This window comes from Phaeodactylibacter sp. (assembly GCF_022763345.1).
GTDB lineage: Bacteria > Bacteroidota > Bacteroidia > Chitinophagales > Saprospiraceae > Phaeodactylibacter.
In genome coordinates, this window is the sequence record NZ_JALEGS010000074.1 from 72,028 (window position 1) to 94,269 (window position 22,242).

The window sequence follows — 22,242 nt, forward strand, 5'->3', positions numbered from 1 at the left end:
AACCGTATTACCGCATCAGGACCACATCACCCTGGAACAGCTCCACCACGCCATCGACATACTCCACCTTGGCAAACCAGGTGAAGACCGCTCCGTTCAGCAACTCGCCCCGGTATTGTCCGTCCCATCCGTAATCCGGATTGTTCGTTGGGGCATTGAAAACGGTGAAGACAGGCTCTCCCCAGCGGCTGTACACTTCAAAGGCTTCAATCTTAACCACTTCCGGTCCGGTCTGCACAAAGAAGATGTCATTGGCGCCATCGCCGTTGGGCGAAAAGACGTTGGGCAGGTATACCCTCCGCTCCTTATTCAGGATGAGCTGTATCTGGTCAGTGGCTGTACAGCCATTCAGGTCGGTGATTTGTACCTGGTACAAGCCGGAAGCTGAAGGCATAACAAAGGTTACCGGGCAGTCATAACAGGAAAGGCTGTCGGCCCCTTGCCACAGGTAACGGGTGATTTCGTCCTCCGGGATGTTCACATCCGCCGTAAGCCGCACTTCCTCGCCCAGACCAACCTGGATTTGCCCGTTGAGGTCCTGCTCAATGATTTCCACATCAAGATCATTGCCTTCTTCCAGCACTACCGCTGTTTCGTACTCACACCCAATCGCATCCTGAACGATAAGGGTGTAAACCCCGCCATCCAAATTGGTAAATGTAGCTTGCTGATCGAAGGCTTCCCCGTTGAAGCTGTAAAGGTATGGGCTTGTGCCACCTTCCACCCCACTAACGAGAATGCTGCCATTGCCTTGCCCGAAGCAGGTAGGCCCATTAGCGGTGGTCAGCAGAGCGGTGGGCGCAGCAGCGATTTCAGAAACCTCTACTGTAGCTACGCTTTGGCAATTATTGTCTTCGTTTGTTACGATCAAGAAGTACAGGCCAGCAGTATCTACTGAGAGGCTCAGATCGCCACCGATTAAGTTGCTTTGCTGACCAAATGCCCACTGATATGTGATATCCGGCCCGGTTTGTGACCCGGTGCCGTTCAGGGTGGCGGTGGGGTTAAGGCAGTCGATTTGCTGTGGCTGCCCGGCATCAGCTACCGGTGCTTCGATATCCTGAGTAATGACCACCTCATCCTCGCTCTGGCAGCTGTTACTGGTATTCAAAACCACCAGAGTGTAAGTACCCGGTGTGTTGACCATGACGGAGTCAGCGGCACCTACTGTCTGCCCGTTTTCGTTCTGCCATATGTATTCAATCGTGCCGCCCTGTGTGGAGCCATTAGCACTGAGGGACACACTTGTGATGGCGCAATCCAGCCGCTGAGTGGGACCGGCTTCGGCATTTGGCGTTTCGATATCCTGAATGACCTGTACCGTATCTCTTTCCGCACAGCCCGTTTCCATATCTTCCAGCAGCAGGATGTAGAACCCTGGATCTTCGGTAGGAAGCTGATCTGTATTCGTAGCCAGCACGGTGCCGTTCAGGTCCTCCCACTGATAAGTCAGCTCAGGCCAGGCTGAAGAAGCACTTCCGTCGATGACCAGGCTGGTGGTGGCACAATCGAGGGTGTCATTTACGGCCAGGCTGACCACAGGAACGTCATTGGAAAGCGGCACCTCGGTCAGTGCAGGTTCAGACACGCACCCGTGAATGGTGTCGGTCACAACTAATTCATACGTACCAGCAGTGCTGACGGTTGGAGAAGGCACTACTTCGGTTTGAGCATTGATGCCGGGACCCGTCCACTCGTACACAAAAGCCGGCCCGGTACTGGTCCCGTTGCCACCTATTGCCACGGATTCGACCGTGCAGGTCAGGGTATCCGGCATACCAGGATCGGCAACGGGCAGAGGAATAGCCTCCACCTGCAAACTGGCTTGGTTCTGACAGCCATTGGTATCAACCACTTCGAGCACAAACAGACCGGCATTGCTGACAGTCAGGGTGGAATCTCCGGCACTACCATTCCATTCATAAGCGGTGAAGGAATCCGAGGCTTGCAGCACGGTACTTGATCCGGCACAGAAATAAGGCGTCCCTTCCACCTCAAAATCGGGCAGCAGGAAGGTAATGATGTCGTAGGAAGCCGTATCCATACAGCCATTAACGTCTGTCGCAAATACGGTATAGGTACCGGCTTCGGTGACTGTCCGCTCGGGGTCAAAGCTCCCGTCTTCCCACTCAAAGGAAGACAGGCTTGCTCCATTCGCAGTAAGGATGGCGGATTCATCCACGCAAAAGCCCTGGGGCGCGTCAATACTGACCACCGGTACCGGGAAGAGGCTGACGTCCACACTAGCGGTGCCGGCGCAGCCTGAGGCATCTTCCACGTAAACAGAATAAGAACCAGGCTCCGTAACCGTAATCCCCGAAGTCTGCGCTCCGTCCTGCCATTCGTAGACCGTATAGCCGGCTCCGGCACTAAGCTGAGTCTCAGTGCCCGGGCAAAACTGCAATGGCCCCGAGATCACCGGGCTTAATTCTTCCTGCTGCGACACCTGAAGGCTGGCGGTATTGGTGCAGCCGTTGTCGTCGGTAACGGTCAGGGTATACAAGCCTTCCTGATCCACCTCAATGGAGGAAGCGCCACTGCCTGTCGACCATTCGTAAGCGGCATAATCGGCACCGGCATTTAGGGTAGCGAACCCGCCCGGGCAAAAAGAGGCAGAACCTCCGATGGCGACAGCAGGCAAATTGTACTCCACAAGCTGGTAATTATCCTGGCTGACACAGCCGTTCACATCGGTGACCGTTACCCGGTAAACGCCCCCACTATCAATGGTGATGCTCTCTGCACTGCTGCCGGTAGACCAAGTGTACGCGACATACTCTGCTCCTGCGGACAAAGTAGCCGTTGTGTCGGTGCAGAAACCGACCGGCCCCTGAATATCCGGTGCCAAAACCGAATACACCCCTACCTCAATGCTATTGGAGGTCAGACATCCGTTGGCATCGGTGACGGTGACTTCAATCGTACCGGGTGCTGTGACTTCCACTTCGGGCGTGCCGGTATTATTGCTCCACTGGTAATTTTCAAAGCCGGCCTCAGCAGTCAGTGTGGTCGAAGTTCCTGGGCAGAAGTTGGGCGCTCCGTCAATCTGAGGGACAGAGGTGGCGTATTCATCGGTTTCTATTGTAGTCGTCCCCACACACCCCTGAGCATTCGTTACGGTCAGGGTCACATTGCCAGAATTAGCAACCACTGTGGTGCCGGTCGTATCCCCAGTGCTCCAGGCATAGGAAGCGAATATAGAGGAAGCCGATAGCGTGGTGGATTCGCCCGGACAAAAAGCAGGCACTCCGTTAATTTGGGGAGCAGGCAGGCTGATCTCATCTACAAAAAAGGAAGCCTCACCCTGACAACCGTTGGCATCGGTGACGGTAACGGTGGACGGACCTTGTGTGGATACGCTCAAAGTATCATTGGCAGACCCATCGTTCCAGAGGTAGCTCTCAAAGCCAGCAGTGGCCTGAAGCGTAACACTATCGCCTGCACAGAAAAAGATTTCACCCGTTATTTCGGGCACTGGCAGTGCATTTTCAATAAGACTAACCGAATTGGTACTGCTGCAACCATTGGCATCAGTCACCGTAAGGCTGACTTCCCCAGGCTCAGATACGGTCGTACTATCTGTTGTGGCTCCAGTGCTCCACTGATAAGACTCGAAGGTGCTGTCCACCCCAAGCACTACGGCTTCTCCATCACAGAAGGCAAGGGTTCCGGTAATATTAAATTCTGGTAAAGGCTGCGCAGTAACCGTTTGCGAGGTACTGTTCTCGCAACCGTTGCTATCGGTAACCGTTACGGAGACCACATCGGAGTCCGCTACTGTAACAGAAGGGGCCGTGCTACCGGTTGACCATTGATAGCTTTCGTAAGGCTCCGAGAGGGTCAGCATGCTTGAAGTGTCTGCACAGAAGGCCAGCTCGCCGGCAATTTCCGGCACTGGCAGGGGATTTTCCGTTACGGTCACGGCAGCCGTGTTCTCGCAACCGTTATTGTCAGTAACCGTCAGGCTATAAGTTCCGGGAACTGAAATGTCCAAAATTTGCCCGGATTCATTTCCGGTCCATTCGTAATCGGCCATACCTGCCGGCCCGCTCAGACTGGTGGACGCGCCTTCGCAGAAAGACAGTTCTCCTGTAATGGGAACCTCTGGCAATGGGTTTTCGGCAACAACATAGGAAGCAGTCCCTGTACATCCGTTTGCGTCAGTGACCGTGAGCGTGTAGGTGCCTCCTACGGTTACTTCCAATTCCGAAGTGGGTGTACCATCGGACCACTCATAAGCTGCAAAGCCTCCCTGCCCAACCAGGACGATAGACTCCCCTTCACAAAATTCATCAGGTCCGGTAATTTCCGGAGAAAGTTCTGTGACCTCCGTAACGCCAATCGATGCCACGCTCTGGCAGCCCGATGCGTTGGTGACCGTCACGAAAACGGTACCGGGGGCCGTAATTTCAGCGGTTTGAGTTGTGGTACCATTGGACCACTCGTACGAGAGGCCTGCCGGGCTTGCCGTAAGTGTCGTACTGGTACCGGTGCAATAACTCGTCACCCCGGAAATGGAAGCATCGGGCAAGGCCACCTCTTCGACTTCAAAGGTAGCATTACCTGTACATCCATTCACATCAGTGGCGGTGACGCTGTAGGTGCCGGCACTGCTAACGGATATCGTGGGGTCCGTTTCTGTATTATTCCAAACAATGTCGGTATACGCGGAGCCATTAACGACATTGAGCACTCCGAACGCCTCCTCGCAAATGAAATCGTCACCTGTGATTTGCACATTCGGCAGTGGGTTTTCGACCACGGTTGCGCTGGTCTCGGCCACACAGCCATTCGCGTCTGTCACCGTCACACCTACATTTCCTCCATTCAGTATTGCTTCGGTCTGCCCACTGCCCCCGGTAGACCAGCTGTAGCTGTCGTAAGCCGGGCTTACCGAGAGTGTCGTTGAGGCATCATCACAAAAATTGAGTGCCCCTGATATTGAGGGCGGAAGTGCGGCATCTTCGGCAACGGTAAAAGTGGAAGTGGTGCTACACCCCTGATTGGTTACCGTGACGTTGTAAGTACCCGGGCCGGGAATGGTAATTTGCCCGGTATTATCATTGGTAGACCAGATAATGCCATCGTAGGCCGCGGCATTAATGATAGCAAGCGTGCCTTCAATATCGGGGCACAAAAGCGTAGGGCCAGATATTTGCGGGTCTGGCAGACTAATTTCAGACACTGTTGCAAGCGCTGTTCCTTCGCAGCCATTAGCATCCGTTACCGTCACCTCCACATCCCCGGGCGTATTGACACTCAAAGTGGTTCCGGTGGTCCCATCGGACCATTCATAACTGCTGAACCCGCTATTGACGGTTAGCGTAGTACTTTCGCCAGGGCAGATTTGAAGATCCCCGCTAATCGTTGGCGCAGGGGCGGGGCTTTCACCTACTGTAAATGAACCTTCACCAATACAGTTGCCAGGCTGAGTCGTGACGGTCACAGAATAGGTGCCCGGACCAAAAATCGGAATGGTCTGAGTAATATCGTTGGTATTCCAAAGGTAACTTGCAAAATTGCCGGATACACTCAGGAAATCAGGGTTTCCATCGCAAATTGCATCCGGGCCTGTTATTTCGGGAACGGGATTCTGCAACACCTCTACCACCAGGACAGCAGGCAGGGCGCATTCTCCCGGTGAAGGCGTGAAGGTTAGGGCATAAACCCCGACTATAGAGGGCGTGAAAGTCCCGGCATTGACACCGGTCCCGCTCCAGGTACCCAGAACGCCATCCTGCACATTGGATAACAACTGCGGAGGCGCACCCTGACAAAATGGGCCAATGGGTATCAGGGATGGCGTCACAGGGGGCGTCACTGTTACGGTAACGGCCGAACGGTCTGAAGCACAATCTCCAATATCACAGGCAACATAATAAGTGGTATTGTTATTGAGCACGGGGGAATTATAGACTGGCCCGCTAGCAATCGGGTTGCCACCGGTGGGGCTCGTATACCAACGGATCGTACCTCCGGGGCAAGCTGCCGCCGAAAGCATAGCGCTCTCCCCCTGACACACCTGCACCGGTGTAGCTACTGGCGGAGGGGGAGGAATACAAGGCTGCACACAATCCACAAATGCTGCCCATCCGTTACCGGTACCGCTAAAGTCACTGTCAAAAACGAAGGTCAGGCATCCGGAGGGGTGGCTGGAGGTCACGGTGCCCGGGCTGTTGTTGCTGAAAGTTCCAATAATCGGAGCGCTGGTGTTGGGCCCATCGTAGATGGTCAGGTCGTCGAAAGGGCCTTCAAGATCAAAAACATTAAAGGTCACCTCCACCAGGTCACCGGGAATATCCGGGCAAATAGTAGTTACCGTATTCTCCTGATTGGAATACTGTCCGCCGGGCCCGCCTGAATCATAAAAAAAGTCTCCACAGCCGGGAGGATAAATACAAGTGCCATCGTCAAAATTGGCAGTAGGGTCATAGTTGGTGGCCAGCGGGTCTGTACATCCACAAACGGTGGGGGGCACCCCCGGGAAAATGGGGGCAATACTCCCTGCAAAACCCACATCAACGTTGGCATGGTCTGTGATGCACAATTCAAGCGTGTACGGCCCACTGCCACAGGCAGCAGCCAGTTCAGCAAAGGAATTGACCGTATTGACGTTGCAGGGGTCGGTGGATAACCCATAGTCGCCGCCACCAAAGGCCAACCCGTTGTCGGGATTAGGGCCGCCCCCTTCTGAAAAGGTGAAATACCCATTCACACTGGCCGAGGACCCAAAGGGCGCACCTGCATTACAGGAACCACCGCCGGGACGAGTTACCAGCATCAGGGTTTCTCCACAAGCATTCACCCTGATCGACAGGTCGCCAATGAAGGTATGTTCCAACTCCATAGAAAAGCCTATCGGATCACCCGTAATAGCCGGGTTGATGGGGATATTGACACAGTAGGACACCGATGGATTGGCTACAGGTTGATTCTCATCAGGCAGGCTTATACTTGGATCCGTACATTGGGCCGCCAATGGCGTGATCGTCCCCAAAAAGCTTGCTCCGGTTAACAGCATAGCAATAAAGCAGACTGCAGTAGTCGAGTAGTTGTTCAGCATAAAATGTTTTATGTTAATGCTTTAAGCACTAGTCTTTCAAAGCCTTACAATGGCTCATTTGGCATAAACCGGGGCAAGTATAAAAAATAACGGGTATAGATGATGGATACCAAATAATGACGGGCTAAGGTACGATTTTTTAGGTAAGCTGCATAAAACACCTTTAGATTGCAGGGCTGACTGAGCCCTGGGATCGGGCATACAAGTACTAGGCCCTGATTGGCGAAAGGCCAGTCTCCTCAGGGCCTTTTACACACCGGCAAGCTTTGGCAAGTGCCAGTTTAGCAGCATGGCTGAAATCAGCGCACGAGGTTCACTCCTCCTTTGAACAAACGCACTTCACCATCGACAAAACGAATTTGCGCAAAGTAGGTAAAATGGCCAATATTCATAGGTTGGCCCCTGAAGACACCATTCCAGCCATATCGCGGGTCGTTCGGTGGAAACTCTTGCATTTGGAAGACTTGCTCTCCCCAACGGCTGTATATCTCAAAGTTTTCTATCTCAACTACATCACTGCCCGCGAAGATCAGGAAAAAGTCATTACTGCCATCGCCATTTGGCGTAAAGGCATTTGGAATGTAGACCTGATAATCCCGGATCACCCGGACGAGCAGGTTGTCAGTAGCTGTGCAGCCAGCCGTATCGGTTATCGTAGCAAAGTACTGGATGGTGCGCTCCGGCTGGTCAATCCAGGATAAGCATTGATCGCAGGCCGCCGAGTCCTGTGGCGCCCATTCGATGGAGGTCCATTCGCCGTCCCGAAGGTTGGTCAGGGCATTCAGGAAGACTTCATCGCCGAGCCGGATTTCCTGATCCTCTCCCAATTGAAGCTGTGGCAGGCTGCCTTCTTCCAGAAGCACCGTCGTTTCGTATTCACAGCCTTCCACATCCTGAATCACTAATTCGTAGTTACCACTGCCCAAACCGGTGTATTGGGGCTGCATCGACAGCGGGCTACCGTTCAGGCTGTACAGATAGGGGCCCGTCCCTCCGGTTACGGACAGGACCTGGATTTGACCATTCTCGTCTTCAAAACAAATGGGGTCAACTGTAGATACTTCCGCTCCGGCAAGGGTGTTGGGATTTTCAGAAACCCAGACCTGAGCCGTATCCGCACAACCATTTCCTCCGTTTTGCACGATCAACTGATAATTTCCGGGCGTAGCCACGGTTTGCTGCAATACCCCACTAGCAAGTCCGCTTTCCGGACCGGACCAGCTGTACGTCAATTGATCACCTAATGAGGATTCGGACGCATCCAAAATGACGGTTTCGTTGATGCAATCAATGGCATCAGGAGCCACAATAATCGCCACGGGAGGGAGGGTGTCAATAGCAATTTGAATGGAGTCTGTAGCAGAACATCCGTTAACCGGATCGGTAACAGTCAGGAAGAAGTGTCCGGGCTCTACAGTGGTATAATTAGGCAAATCTGCTCCGGGAATATCTCCCAGGACCGCTTCTGACCACTGAAGCATGGGCGCTCCGTAAACGGCATGTACTGATGCTTGTATCAAAGAAGAAGTGGTATTGCAGTCCAAATCGGGCGCATTCGGATTGATGACCACTGTAGGAATTTCATAATCACCCTGTACAGATACTGCTTCCACGGCAAAGCAACCGGTTGCGGTGTCCGTAACCATCAAACTGAAATCCCCGATAGCGCCGGCTCCGTACTCCAGGTTAGTAGCACCAGGAATAGGTTCCCCACTGGCATCCAGCCATTGATAAACGGTAGTGGGCCCATTTTGAGAACCTGTGCCGGTCAGGGTTACCGTAGGGGTGTTACAATCGAGCGTGTCTTCCACGCTTACTGCCACAGTGGGCGTATAACTATTGTCGGTCACTTCTACCGCACTGAGCTCAGACACACAGCCGGTTTGCAAATCAGTGACAAATAAGCCATACACACCAATTTCGGAAACCTCCGGATTTGGATTGTTTTGGTTGCCGGAATTAATGCCGGGACCGGTCCACATGAAACTCAGGGAGCCAGGCGGAGCCGTTTCAGGCCCAATGAAGACGGATCGCGTATCACAGTCCATGGCTTCGTCTTCTCCTGCATCAGCAAGGGGCAGAGTGGTCAGATCCACTTCAAAGGTATCTATGGCAATACATTCATTATCACTTTGGGCACGGGCAGTGTAGAACCCTTCGACAGACACCTCAATAGTCATCGTCGTTTCCCCGGTTGACCAATCCAGAAAAGTGCCATCTGTAGTAACGCTCAACTCGTTTGAGGTCCCCTCGCACAGCACACTTTGCCCGGAAATGTCCACTTCGGGTTCAGCATAGGGTTTGATCTCCCATTCTGCTGCATTCATGCACCCTACAGTGTCCTGCACCGTCACTGCATAAACCCCTGCTTCGGAAACAGAGATTTCCCGGCTTGTCATACCATTGCTCCACTGATAGGAAGCATACCCTTCTTCAGCAGCAAACAAAGCAGCTCCCGAAGGGCAAAACCCGGTATCTCCTTCTATCTCCGGAGCGTTGACCACAAAGACAAAAACTGCCGTTACGGCATTTGCCGTGCAACCCAGGCTGTCCGTAACCACCACGCCATAGCCGCCCTGCTCACTAACTGTAATTTCGTTGGTAGTGGCCCCATTGGACCATTGCACAGCCGCCCACTCCCCTTCCACGGCGATGGTAGTGGAACTACCCAGACAGATGTTTTGTGCCGGTGTCACCTCCAGCTCGGGGGTCGGCTGAATAAAAACTTCCGCGGTATCAATCGCGGTACAACCATTCTCATCCGTTACCAAAAGCGTGTAAAGGCCTGCGGTCTGAACATTAATACTGAGGTCTTCTTCTCCATTGCTCCACAGGTAGGATTCAAACCCAGGCTGAGCTTCAATCAGGAAACCTTCTCCATCACACCCCGCCTGATAGGCAGGCAATTCAGGATCTGGCAATGGATAGGCCGAAACCTGTATCGTATCAGCAGCGGTACAGCCTGCCGCATTCGTAACCGTTACAGCAAAATCACCGCTCTGTGTGACGGGAATACTGGAGGTCGTCTCCCCCCCTGACCACTGATAGCTGGTATGGTCGCCTGCATTCAGAAAAATGGAATCGCGCTCGCAGAAAGGAATAACGCCGGTGATCTCAACATCAGGAGCTACAGAGGCAACGACAATAGCATTTGCCGAACTTACGCATCCGAAAGCATCGGTCACTGTAACCATATAGGCCTGCGGATCGGATACCGAAATCTGACTGGTCGTATCACCGGTAGACCACAAAAAGGTATAATCATTGTCCGCCACGCTCAGTGCGTTCGCTTCTCCGGGGCATACACTGAGATCACCTGTAATGACTGCCTCCGGTTCAGGTATTTCTTCCACAGCTACAGCGGATTGGGTGGTACAGCCTTCAGGGGTAGTCGCTGTTAGAATGTAACTGCCTGGCGCATCCACCTCTATCTCTGAAGCGGTCTCCCCGGTAGCCCACTCGTAGGCCAGCCCATTGATTTCAGGTACTCCAATGACAACAGAGCCGTCTTCACAATACCGCGCTGAATCCGGCAAGGGCACATCCGGCAAATCAATGACCTCAAATTCAAAATTGGCCGTATTGGAACATCCATTGGCACCAGCGGCGGTAACGAGGTAGCTGGCCGTGCTGTCCACTACGATTTCGGAGGTGGTGGCGCCAGAGGACCAGGAATAATCCGTCAGGCCGGGGGTGGCTTCTAGCGTTGCGCTGTCGTTGGCACAAATAAAGTCCGGCCCCACAATCTCCAGCATGGGCAGCGGCAGGGCCTCAACGGTGAACACAGAGTCCCGTATACAACCATTCAGGTCCAGGACCGATACCTGATAAACACCGGGAGCCGAGATAGTGGCTTCCGCTTCCTCACTTCCGGTGGACCAGGTTACAAAAGGGTACTCGGCAGGGGCAACCGACAGGGTTATGCTGTCACCATCACAGAATGTTGTGGGGCCCTGCAAATTAATATCTGGCAACGGGTTTTCTGCCACCGTTACGGCGAAGCTGTCCTGACAACTGTTCGCATCCGTAACCGTCAGGTAATAAAGGCCGGGAGTAGTCGCTTCAACTACAGCCGATGTGTCTCCGGTTGACCAGCTGTATTGTGCAAAACCGGGGGCTGCTTCCAGGTCCACACTGCCATTCGTGCAGAAAGCTGCGCTGTCGGGCAGATTGGCTTCCGGCAATGGCACTTCTGTGATCTCCGTATCAGTTGTGCCTGTGCAACCGTTAGCATCTGTTACCGTTAGCCCGTAGGTGCCTGGCATGGATACATCAAGGGTTGGGGCATTGGTCGCGCCCTCCCAGCTGTAAGTCGCATAAATGGCGTTTGCAGACAGCTCCAGGCTACTACCGATGCACAGACTTGGCCCGCCCAAGATCTCGGGCGCCGGCAGAGGCAGGGTTTCAGCTACGGCAGAGTCGATGGTCACACAGTTATTCGCTCCGGTAATGGTTACGTAATACGTACCCGCGGCATCTACTGTGACCGAAGGCCCGTTACCGGGCACTGACCACTGATAATCGGCATAACCAGTGTTGGCTTGTATTTCGGTGTCTTCATTTTCACAAAAGGCGTATGGCCCGGCCAGCCCGCTCACCGGGACTGCTTCTTCCTGCACCAGGATATCGTCGGTGGCGGTGCACCCGAATTCGTTCGCCACCTCCAATTGATAGATGCCTGCGCTATCCACAACCGTTGTGGCAGTCGTGGCTCCGTTACTCCAGTTGTAAGTGGTATAAGTACCATTGGCGCTGATCTCTACCGAGCTGTTGGCGCAAAAGGCAGCTTCTTCATCCAGTGTGAGCTGTGGATTGGAGAATTCCGCTACTACGGCATCCGTACTGCCGGTACAACCTTCCTGAGAAGTTACCGTGACACCGTAGGTGCCAGGAGCATTCACCACCAGGATACTGTCTGTGCTACCGCCATCCCAGGATAGGCTCGCATACAGCCCTTCCACAAACAAACTAACGGCACCGCCCTCACAAAGGCTGGTATCTCCGCCGATTTGTGGTTCCGGCTCGGCAAAAGCAGCTATGTCAAGTGTATCGGCCCCAATGCAGCCATTTTCGTCCACCACAGTCACACTGTAAGTACCCGGTGCTGATATGGGCAGGGTAAAGTCCTGATTGGTGCCGCCCCAGTCTACAGAAACAAAGGGGGCTACACTCAAAACCCCGGAAGCGTCCGGGCAAAGCCCCGCCGGGCCAAAAATTTCAGGCTCAGGTGGCAGGAACGCATCTACCTGAATGGAATCTACCGCAGTACAGCCCCGGTCATCCGTGACGGTAACGCTGTAGGAGCCAGCCTCTGCTATTGCTGCGGCTGGCCCTGTCGCACCATTACTCCAAATATAGCTGGGATACATCTGGTCCACGAAGGCAAAGACGGTATCTCCCGCGCAGAGGCTTTCGGCATTAACGATGGCGACATCCAACGCAAGCGGATCGTACTCGTTGACCTGCAGGGAATCTATGCCGGTACAGCCATTCGCTGCAGTAACAGTGACCAGATAGGTACCGCCTTCCTCTACGGTGATGGTATTGGTAGTATCACCGGTAGACCAGAGGTAGCCTTCATAGTTTTGCACCGTCAGCAATAAGCTGCTGCCCCCATCACAGAATACGGTATCGCCATCCACCTCAGGCAGAGGGGCATCAATAGCCAACAGTTCAGTATCGGCAGAATAGGAACAGCCGAAGGTATCTGTGACAGTTACAGCATAGTTGCCTGTAGAATCCACCACCAGCAAGCTGTCTATACTTCCATCAGACCATTGGTAAGCGGACCAGGATTCGTTGAGGGCAAGGGTGGCATCCCCATCCGGGCATAAACCAGGAGGAGAAGCAATCTGTGGCTGTTGAGCCGGTACCTCTTCGATTGTTAGCGTGGTATCACCCTGACAACCGAATGGGTCCGTCACTCGCAACAGGTAATTACCGGGCTGATCTATCACCAGAAAGCTGTCTGCGGATAGCCCCACCCAACTGTAAGTGTCGTAATTGCCCTGAACAACCAGGGTATCCGTGGTACCCTCACAAAGATAGGGGCCCCCATCAATAATGGGCGCGGGCGTAGGGATTTCGGTCACGTCCACTTCCCGGATGATGGTACATCCGTTGCCCGGTGCGGTGACCGTTACGGTGTAAACTCCGGGCTCATCGACCACGATGGCAGGATCTGTTTCAAAGGTGGACCATTCGTAGGAAGCAAAATCTGGCCCTGCATCCAGCGTCAGGTCCGTGCCTTCACAGAAGAAGGCCTCGAAGCCGACCATAATGGTGGGAGAAGGCTCAATGCTTAGGGTCATTGTATCAGAATTGGTGCAGCCATCGGAGCTAACCTCCAGGATATATTCGACTGTTCCGGAAAAATTATCGGGGAAGACCGCCTGCGGTGCGGGGCTTGAAGGGTCATCGAGGTAACTCAGAGCTTCCGGGGAACCCATCCAGGTGTAGGTTTCAAAGCCTGTCGCGTAGGTCACCTCACTGTTAAGGGTAAACGGCACGTTACCGGAACAAAGCGCCGTGTCCTGATCTAGGGCCACCACCTGCAATTCACAGTTGGGATTGGCCGTGCAATCGAAATAATCTGCCGCCTGGCCCGAAAAGGAGATGTTGAAACCGTCAGATTCCGACTGCTCTCCTCCTACTCCGTAAAATTCATTGATGTAGAGGTAAAAGCCCTGCCCGGGCTCTACAATCATAGGCGCCACATAGCCATTGGCCATAGCGCCGGTTTCATCAAAGAAGATACCTTCTGAAAGGTCCGTTTCCCCATTGCCCAATCCGGTAAATGGGCAGAAACCGCATTGGAAAGTTTGGGTTTCTTCTACAGACCAGGCGTAAGAGCAGCGGTCGGGCTCACCGAGGCTGTCGCAACGGGTGTCTGCAGCAAATAAGGCAAAGTCGTAGTCAACATCACCGCCTTCGTAGGGAGAAATGGTAAAAAGGAGTTCACTGCCCGGGGGCATGTCATTGCGAAAGCGAAAGTAAAGCCATACGCTGGAAGACTCTCCGGTCTCATGGCATCCAATAGAATTATCAGGGTCCTGGAAGTCGTTAAGCTCGCCCGGTGAATCCGGAACGTCAATACTTCGGTCGCCACAAACCACTATCGCACCACTGCAATCAGAGACATTCTGTGCCATCATCCAAAGGGGCAGCACGGTCAGGGTTAGGATTAGACGGCTTTTGAGATTACAACACCGCATCAATATAGTTTTTCATTCCGGCAATAGCCAGCAATGGATGCCAGCAATTCTAAAATGCTATGCATCATGGGATTATAACTCTTCCGGGGCTAATAGGTAAGTGTCTTGTTTATCGAACTGAAAGCGGTTGTGTTCCTGTATAGTACGCTGAGTTGGGAGCTGTACTTAGGCATCTGGTAGATAAAGACAACTTATTCGGGGGGCGAATACCTTACAAATATAAAAAAAGATAAACAGTAATCCCATCATTTGAGAAAACAGCCCGAATAATTCTCTTTTTCCTGCTTTGATACAAGACACCTGAGCCAGATAAATTGCTGCCTGATCATTAAAAAACTAAAATATAATTTTCATTTGCTTCTGTAAAGGCATGCTTTACAAGAACTAAGACAACCTCCGGCGCTTCATTTCTTCATGGACGAGACGGTGTTCCCGGGTCATATCACCTGTGACAGAGGAGTTTTCCTCGGCTCTGCGGATCAGATAGGGCACGACTTCCCGTACCGGACCGTAGGGCAGGTACTTCCCCACCTTAAAACCAGCAGCGGCGAGGTTAAAGGTGAGGTTGTCGCTCATACCGTAGAGCTGGCAAAACATCAGGTGGGGATGATCACGCGAAATACCTTTGCGGTGAATCAACTCGGCCTGCAGCAGGTTACTCTCGGGGTTGTGAGAAGCATTGCAGGAGGCGATGCGCTCGTAATTATCAATACAGAACTTCACTCCGGTGTTATAAGCGTCGTCGGTTGCGGCTTTTGTAGGATGAATGGGAGATTCATATCCATGCTCCCTCGCCCGGGCTCTTTCTTTTTCCATGTAAGCCCCACGCACAAGCTTCGCGCCCAAAATGTAGCCGTTGCGTTCGGCCTGATTATAAGAACTAATGAGGTATTGCAGGCGGTCCTTCCGGTACATTTGAAAGGTGTTGTACACCACTGCTCTTTCCCGGTTGTAACGGCGCATCATCATATTGACGAAGTGGTCGATGGGGTCCTGTATCCAGGTCTCCTCCGCATCAAAAAACACACTGACGCCCTTTTGAGCAGCCACATGACAAATTGCATCGATGCGTTTCAGGATGTTTTTATACTCCGCCCGCGTCTCTTTGGTAAAGGCTTCTCCATCCTGTATTTGCTTGAGCAGCCCAAAGCGAGCCATGCCGGTCACTTTGGTACTCACCACCGGCACATGATCCGCTTTGGCAGCGAATTCAATAGCGCGGATGGTTTCGTTCATTGTCTGATTGTACTCGTCTTCTGAGTCTTTAGCTTCAGCTCCATAGTCCAGGATGGTCATACACCCCTGCTCAGCTAGTTTATTGATGGAAGGCTGACTGTTCAAAAGCGTAGTCCCCCCGCAGAATTGCTCATAAATGGTATTCTTGACGATACCCTCCACAAAAGGCAGGTGCATCTTAATGGCTGCCAGCCCCAGCTTTGAACCGATACCAACGAGCCAGTGCCGGTTCATCATGCCAAAAATCCAGGCAGACTTGCGCAGCTCCTCATCGGTTTTGCCTGCAAAAGCTACCTCCGTATTGGAAAAATCAACAATGGGCTCCTCCTTACTATTGATGACTTCATCAACGGCTTTCTTCATTCTTTCTATGTCCTTCACAGGTTTACCTATCTTTTCCATGAATGTTATTAGGTCAGGTTAAGGGCTATCCCAAGGTAAGCTATATTTATCATTTTTTAATATTGGGGCTGGTCCAAATTGTCCACGCGGCTTCGGCCTGACCATGCAGCATTTGCAGCCCATTCATAGCCTTTGCCCCTTGCTGCTGCCCCGACTCCATGAATGCAGTAGAGGCGGGATTATAGACCAAATCGTATAAATAATGACTGCTGCCGAGGGTGTGATAGGGCAATTCAGGCTTACTTCGAATATTGGGAGCCATTCCCAGCGGAGTAGTGTTGATGAGGAGTTCGTGCGCAGCTATCACTTCGGGAGTCACTTGCTCGTAGCTCAGTCGATCGTTCCCGGGTGTACGCGACACCATTTTGAACGGTACCTCCAGCCGGCCCAAAACAAAGGCTACCGCTTTAGCTGCACCTCCGGTCCCCAGCACCAACGCCTTCAGGCCGGACCAGCCTCCCCGGGTGGCTTCCAGCCAGCCGCAAAGGGAGGTTTCAAAGCCCACCACATCGGTATTAAAGCCTTCCAGCTGACCTCCGGTGCAACGGATTGTATTCACCGCACCAACGGCGGCCGCCCCTTCTGAGAGTTGGTCCAGATACGGCAATACCGCTTGCTTGTAAGGTATAGTCACGTTTAGCCCGACCAGGTTGGGGTGTTGTAGCAACAGTTCCGGCAGGGCTTCGATCTTACGGATGGGAAACAGCTCATAGCAGGCATCAACTATACCAGCTTTGGCAAACTTCTCCGAAAAGTATTTTTTGGAAAAAGAGTGCGAAAGCGGATAGCCAATCAATCCAAACAGCCGCTTATATTCATTCAGTGGCTTCATCAAAAACTTTTTTACAGCCCGCGCTTATCCAGCCGGTCCAATGCAAAGACAATCGCCAGACCGGCAACCATGCAAATGAGGGCGCCCGCCAGAAAAGAAGGGCCGACCTCAGCAGCGTACTGCCCCGGCATTAAATTAACCTCCTTGATCACTTTGTCAACCACCATTCCCGGTTGCAGCTCTACCATTTCCCCCTCTTCAGTGAGGCCTAGCACAGCTTTGCGCCAGGGCCAGATTTTGTTAAGGGACCCAAGCATAAAGCCAGTTAGTACAGCCAGGGTCAGGTTGTGGTAGTGCTTGAACGTCCAGGACAACACCCGGGAGAAAGTCGCCAGGCCCAACAGGCAGCCTGCACCGAATACGCCAAGGACCACCAGGCTCTCCGGCGACAACGTTTTGAGCGCATCCTTAATCGTCGGTATAATAATGGTGTACATCCCCATCAGCAAGAGAATGAAGCTGCCGGAAATCCCCGGCAAAATCAACGCAGAAATGGCAATCATACCCGATACAAATACCAGCCCGAGGTGGGTGCTGCCTTCCGAAGGGCTGGCAATGGTTATAATATAAGCAACAAGTGTTCCTACTACCAGTCCGACCACTTCAGTAGCCTTCCAAACGCCCACTTGCCGCCCAATGTAAATAGCGGAAGCGATGATCAGCCCAAAGAAGAAAGCCCATAGCTGAATCGGATAATTTTCCAGCAGGTGTGTAATGCCAAATACCCCGACCACAATCCCAAAAACCATCCCGGCCAGTAAAGTCAATAGAAAGGTCCCATTGGCTTTGTTCCAGGCCGCAGTCACCCCTTCCCTGCCGAGGGTTCGCCAGACTTCAGGTCCAAGGATGTGCTTGATGGTCTCAAGCAACCGCTCGTAAATACCAGTGATGAAAGCGATGGTACCGCCGGATACGCCCGGTATGACTTCTGCCATGCCCATCGCCATGCCCTTGAGTACCAGTCCGATTGTTGCTGTCCAGTTTTTCATGGCAGCAAAGCTAAATATTCAATCTGAAAAAACCGGCCTTTTCTGTTGAGCGGCTTCTTTATTCCGCTGTGGCTATCATGGCAGATTTTGCTTCATGCAGACCCGGGCTTAATCCGTAAGGGTAGGATGGCCTGCCTGAAAACTGCTGCCATTGCTCCGCTGCGTAGGCACGTATATCGGAAAGGCGGGGAAAATCGTATACCAATTGCCCATGGTCCAGGACTGTTAGCAAAAGGTCCTGCCCTTTTGTGCCCTCCAACTCTAAGTAGCGGCTTTGGCTTTCATCCCATAGTTTTACCCCTTCCTGACCATGCCGGATATCATAAAGGACATCCCCCCGATACTCGCCGTCTTTTTCGGACCGCCAGACCTGCAAAAGGCCGGGAAGTGAAGATTTTATGGCATCCTCAGATCGCTTAATCCGGTCTTCCCACTCTCCATGCTCATTTTGTATGCCTGCCAGTTTGTAAACGCCGCCCAGAGCCGGGTCGCCGTGCCCGGTCGCAAGGCGCGTACCGACTCCCCAAACGGTAATTTTAGCGCCTTCTTTTTTTAATTGTGCGATCCGGTACTCGTCCAGGTCATTGCTGGCCACGATCGCCGCCTTTTTGAATCCAGCTTCGTCCAGCATTTGGCGGGCTTTCTGGCTCAGAGCGGTCAGGTCGCCAGAGTCGAGGCGGATGCCATTCATTTCATGCCCCTGTTCGCGCAGCCACTGCCCTACCCGTATGGCGTTCCGCACCCCGGCTTCTGTATCGTAGGTGTCGACCAGGAAAATGCAGTTGCCGGGTAAGGCTTCGGCATATTGCTGAAAAGCCAACAGCTCATCTTCGTAAGCCATCACCCAGCTGTGGGCATGCGTACCCTTAACGGGAATACCGTACAGGCGCCCTGCCATCACATTACTCGTTGCATGTACGCCACCGATGTAAGTGGCCCGGGCGGCCGTCATCGCACCGTCCAGCCCCTGAGAGCGGCGCATCCCGAATTCCAGCACGCTATCGCCCTGCGCCGCATCCACAATCCGGGCAGCTTTGGTCGCCAGCAGGGTGGAGAAGTTGATCAGCGTAAGCAAGCCGGTTTCCACCAACTGGCACTGCAGGATGGGCCCCTCCACCCTCAACATCGGCTGATTGGGGAAAGCCGCAGTGCCTTCGGGCATAGCGTGCACCGTTAATTCAAGCTCCAGGCGCTGTAGGTGGTTAAGAAAGGCTTCATTAAACAGGGGCGCGCCAGTCGAGCCTTTCAACCCGCCCAAATACTGAATGTCCGATACGGAAAACTGGTACTGCTGCAAAAAGTCAACAGCGAGCTCCAGACCGGCGCTTATGGCAAAGCCATTCTGAAACGGTGGTTTTCGGTAAAAGAGATGGAAGTTAGCCTGTCGGTTGTGCAGCCCCGATTTCCAGTACCCGTAGGCCATGGTGAGCTGGTACAGGTCAGTCATAAGGCCAAATGGGCCGCGGTAAAGTTGGCGGAGGTGGGTATTCGGCATATCAGCAATAGTTAGTTTAATTTTAAAACTAAGTTAAGCCCTTTAAGGTTGACATGCAAGTGAAATTTTTATTTTCTGGCAGGGCCAAGCCAACCCGAAGGCCGTTTTCCGGGTTCTTATCCGGAATAGCAAAGCTGCCTATGAAGAAATTACTGATCGCCACCCTTTTTTTGCTCCCCTTTCTGAGCTTAGCCCAAACGGATACCTGGGAAGAGGTCAAATCCTTTGAGGGGCGCTTCCGTGTCCTTGCCCCCGGCACCATGCAACTGGCTGTGGATACGATGGAAACACCGGTTGGGGCACTGACCTACTATACCTATTACTATCAGCCACCGGCAGAAGAAAAATCGGCAGAGAACCTGATGTATATGGTGAGTTATTGTGACTATCCTGAAGGCAGTTTGCATGCAGACAGCACAGAATTGCTCGCGGAATTTTTTGAGACGACCCGGGAGTCCGGCGCTTTCTCCATTAACGGCGACCTGATTTACCATTCTGAACGCAACCTCGGGGACGCTACCGGGCAATACTGGCGGATCGATTACCTGGATGGGAATGCTGTGCTGAAAACATGGGCGCTGGTGAATGGGCGTCGTTTTTACTCAGTGCAAACAGCGACCGTTGCCACCCGTAGCCTCAACCGGGCAACCGACCGTTTTTTTGAGAGCTTCACCCTTATTGAGGCGGAGCAGCCTGCTTCACAAAAGCCTTAGTATACCGGATGGCGTCCGGAAAAAAGGCGTTGAACTCTGTATTCAAATCCTGAAAGTGGCTGACCATGGTGTCAAGGGCGCCTGCGAGGAGCTCAGGGCGGCTCACCCGGTGGCTCATCCGCCTGAAGGTGTAGGCAATGCCATTATGGGTGGCGTAGGTTTCCAGCCAGTTGTCTGCAATCATTTTGGGCACGTAGGTATGGACGGGCTCGGGCATAAGGTGGTGATGGCGCTTCAGGCAGGCGTAGGCATCTAAAATAAAGTCAGGCAGCGGCTGCTCTGAGTAGGTGGACCAGTTGAGGGAAAGGAAATAATCGTAAAACACATCAATGATGACGGGCGCATACTTGGAGTGGCGGTCGTACATCCGCCGTACGCCTTTTAGCACTTCGGGGTGCTGATCGGTGTAGGAATCAATGGCCCGGTGCAGGGCTACGCCTCTTTGCACTGCCGGCGGCAATTGACTCACCTGCGCATTATTGAGGTAATCCCCCAAAAAGTTGCCCACCATAAGGTGGTCGTCTTTACCGGAGAGAAAAAAGTGGGCGAGAAAATTCATGCCTTAATAACGCTGCTGAACCAGGAGAGTTGAAAGCTCATCCTTGCTAAGGCACGGGCACGTCCGGAGCTTCGGGCGTATTCATGCCCATAAAATCAAGCACCGCCTCAGGCAGCAGCTCGGTAAGGGGCAGGTCAGCGCCATAAGTAAAGTACCCAATCAAAGCGATGTGAAAGAGGAGGGTGAACAACAGCGCCTTGGAACGGATGGCGCGGGCACTACGGATGGATTTACTTTGGTAATACATAGCCATTGGGTTTTGGTACGGTGAAATAACGCAGCTTGGGCGGCATATATTTTTTACTAAAATGTTAAGAGGGGCTACATCGTTGCCACCGTAGTGCTTACCATAATAGCAGTCAGCATTTCCTGAACCGCCTTTCCAACTTCTTCCTGCATTTTTTCGCCATCTGTGAGTTGCTCGAGCCGGGCTTTGGCTGCTTTGCGCTGAGCTTTGTCTTTAATCATCTCTGCGTAAAGCTCACATTTCAGGATAATGACCAGCAGCATCCGTTCCTTTTTATCGGGCTCGGTGGTTTTGTCCAGCATCAGGGCGCGGAGGCGCTGCCGCAGTTCATTTTCAGGCGCTGCATCTTTGGTTGGATAGCGGTCTACGGAAAAAACCCAAAGTACTTTACCTTCGGTTTTCTCCAGTACCCCTTCCTGCACCAGTTTGTCTACCGTCAGTTGACGGAGTTTGGTCAGGCGCTGTACGCAGATATGAATCCAATTGGAAATCCGGTCCGGCTTTTTGCGCTTTGCGATGCGTTCGATGAGGTTATTGAGGGCCCGGCTGTCGGTAATGGCATTGGTATGCAGGTGAACGCGGCCGTCTTCAATTTTAATGCGCTCTTCGAGCAGGAGGTCGATTATAAAAGCAGCGCCGAAGGCATAATTGATATAGCCCCCGGCGTACGTAAAGTTGCCTTTTTCGTCATCCAGGCTGATCAATGCGATGGCTTCGTGCAGGTAAAGGTCCATATCTTTTTTTCTGGAAAATAAGCCTGTTCACCAAACGCTGCCAATAAAATCTACAGATCAAAGCCCTGTTTAGATGAATCCTATTTAAAGTAACTCTTCCATTTTCCGAATGCTTTCTCAAAATCTTCCTGAAATTCCTTCCATTCTTCCCTGGCTTCACTCTGCCATTCGTTAGTTTTCTTTTTGAGTTCAGCGATACGCTTTTGGGCTTCTTCCCGGGCTTCCTCGTATTCTTCTGAGGCTTCTGACTTGGCATTGGCAGCCAGTACGTCCATCTGGGCCCGGAACCGCATCAGGCGGTCTTGCAGCGAGCTTGCGGCTTCTGCAGATCCGGCTTTTTCTTCCTCTGCAGCTTTCTTGGCTTTTGCCTGAAGGTTATCTAAAGTGGAGCCGAAGGCAGCCTGTTGTTCAGCAAGGTTTTCAGCTGCAGCTGTCTTTGATTTTTTGAGCTTTGCCAATAGCTCATCGTATTCTTCCTTTAGCTCTGCCCGGGCTTCCCCGAACTCTTCTTTCACTTCAGCCTGCTGCTCTTCCAGCCAGTGCTGAAGGCGGATTTTCTGCTTTTCAAACTCCTCAGCGGCTTCCTTTTTGCCCAGATTGAACTGCACCTGTAGTTGCTCCAAATCGGATTGCCATTCTTTGAGGCGGTCTTGCATGCGTTGCTTTAGTGTAGACATAACGGTTTGGTTTTATCATTGAACAAGGAAAGTCGACAGAATGCTCACCCGGATTGAGCAAAATTAGATACAACCGAAAAT

At 52.6% G+C, this 22,242-nt stretch carries 11 protein-coding genes; 1 reads left to right on the forward strand and 10 read right to left on the reverse strand.

The window, feature by feature from the left end; all coding sequences use genetic code 11:
* Positions 1-7: 7 nt before the first annotated feature.
* The 6 genes from MRY86_RS20205 to MRY86_RS20230 all read right to left on the reverse strand — a co-directional run bounded on the left by MRY86_RS20205 (position 8) and on the right by MRY86_RS20230 (position 19,231).
* A complete protein-coding gene (locus tag MRY86_RS20205; RefSeq protein WP_293565495.1) occupies positions 8-7,063 on the reverse strand; it encodes a gliding motility-associated C-terminal domain-containing protein in 7,056 nt (2,351 codons plus the stop codon).
* A gap of 299 nt (positions 7,064-7,362) precedes the next feature.
* The gene (locus tag MRY86_RS20210) at positions 7,363-14,277 is read right to left on the reverse strand and encodes a gliding motility-associated C-terminal domain-containing protein (RefSeq protein ID WP_293571849.1); all 6,915 of its coding nucleotides are present in this window, start codon (positions 14,275-14,277) and stop codon (positions 7,363-7,365) included.
* A gap of 384 nt (positions 14,278-14,661) precedes the next feature.
* Positions 14,662-15,915: a proline dehydrogenase family protein gene (locus MRY86_RS20215; RefSeq protein ID WP_293571851.1), complete on the reverse strand. Its 1,254-nt coding sequence runs from the start codon at positions 15,913-15,915 to the stop codon at positions 14,662-14,664.
* 49 nt (positions 15,916-15,964) lie between these two features.
* Positions 15,965-16,747 (reverse strand): shikimate dehydrogenase, encoded by a 783-nt coding sequence (locus tag MRY86_RS20220; protein ID WP_293565490.1) that lies wholly within the window; start codon positions 16,745-16,747, stop codon positions 15,965-15,967.
* Between the two features lie 11 nt (positions 16,748-16,758).
* The gene (locus tag MRY86_RS20225) at positions 16,759-17,736 is read right to left on the reverse strand and encodes a DUF368 domain-containing protein (RefSeq protein WP_293565489.1); all 978 of its coding nucleotides are present in this window, start codon (positions 17,734-17,736) and stop codon (positions 16,759-16,761) included.
* Positions 17,737-17,794: 58 nt separating this feature from the next.
* Positions 17,795-19,231 (reverse strand): nicotinate phosphoribosyltransferase, encoded by a 1,437-nt coding sequence (locus MRY86_RS20230; protein WP_293565487.1) that lies wholly within the window; start codon positions 19,229-19,231, stop codon positions 17,795-17,797.
* Between the two features lie 140 nt (positions 19,232-19,371).
* On the opposite strand from MRY86_RS20230, the gene MRY86_RS20235 reads away from it, so the two are divergent.
* Entirely contained in the window at positions 19,372-19,944 is a 573-nt protein-coding gene (locus MRY86_RS20235; protein WP_293565486.1) for a hypothetical protein, read from the forward strand.
* Here the strand turns inward: MRY86_RS20235 and MRY86_RS20240 are convergent.
* The 4 genes from MRY86_RS20240 to MRY86_RS20255 all read right to left on the reverse strand — a co-directional run bounded on the left by MRY86_RS20240 (position 19,907) and on the right by MRY86_RS20255 (position 22,161).
* Positions 19,907-20,503, reverse strand: coding sequence for an ACP phosphodiesterase (locus tag MRY86_RS20240; RefSeq protein ID WP_293565484.1), 597 nt, complete (start codon positions 20,501-20,503; stop codon positions 19,907-19,909). The two genes, MRY86_RS20235 and MRY86_RS20240, sit on opposite strands and share 38 nt — an antisense overlap.
* 46 nt (positions 20,504-20,549) lie before the next feature.
* Entirely contained in the window at positions 20,550-20,750 is a 201-nt protein-coding gene (locus tag MRY86_RS20245) for a hypothetical protein (protein ID WP_293565482.1), read from the reverse strand.
* Between the two features lie 74 nt (positions 20,751-20,824).
* Complete coding sequence (locus MRY86_RS20250; RefSeq protein WP_293565481.1) at positions 20,825-21,484, reverse strand: GPP34 family phosphoprotein; 660 nt, start codon at positions 21,482-21,484, stop codon at positions 20,825-20,827.
* Between the two features lie 80 nt (positions 21,485-21,564).
* Complete coding sequence (locus MRY86_RS20255) at positions 21,565-22,161, reverse strand: hypothetical protein (RefSeq protein WP_293565479.1); 597 nt, start codon at positions 22,159-22,161, stop codon at positions 21,565-21,567.
* Between the last annotated feature and the right edge of the window lie 81 nt (positions 22,162-22,242).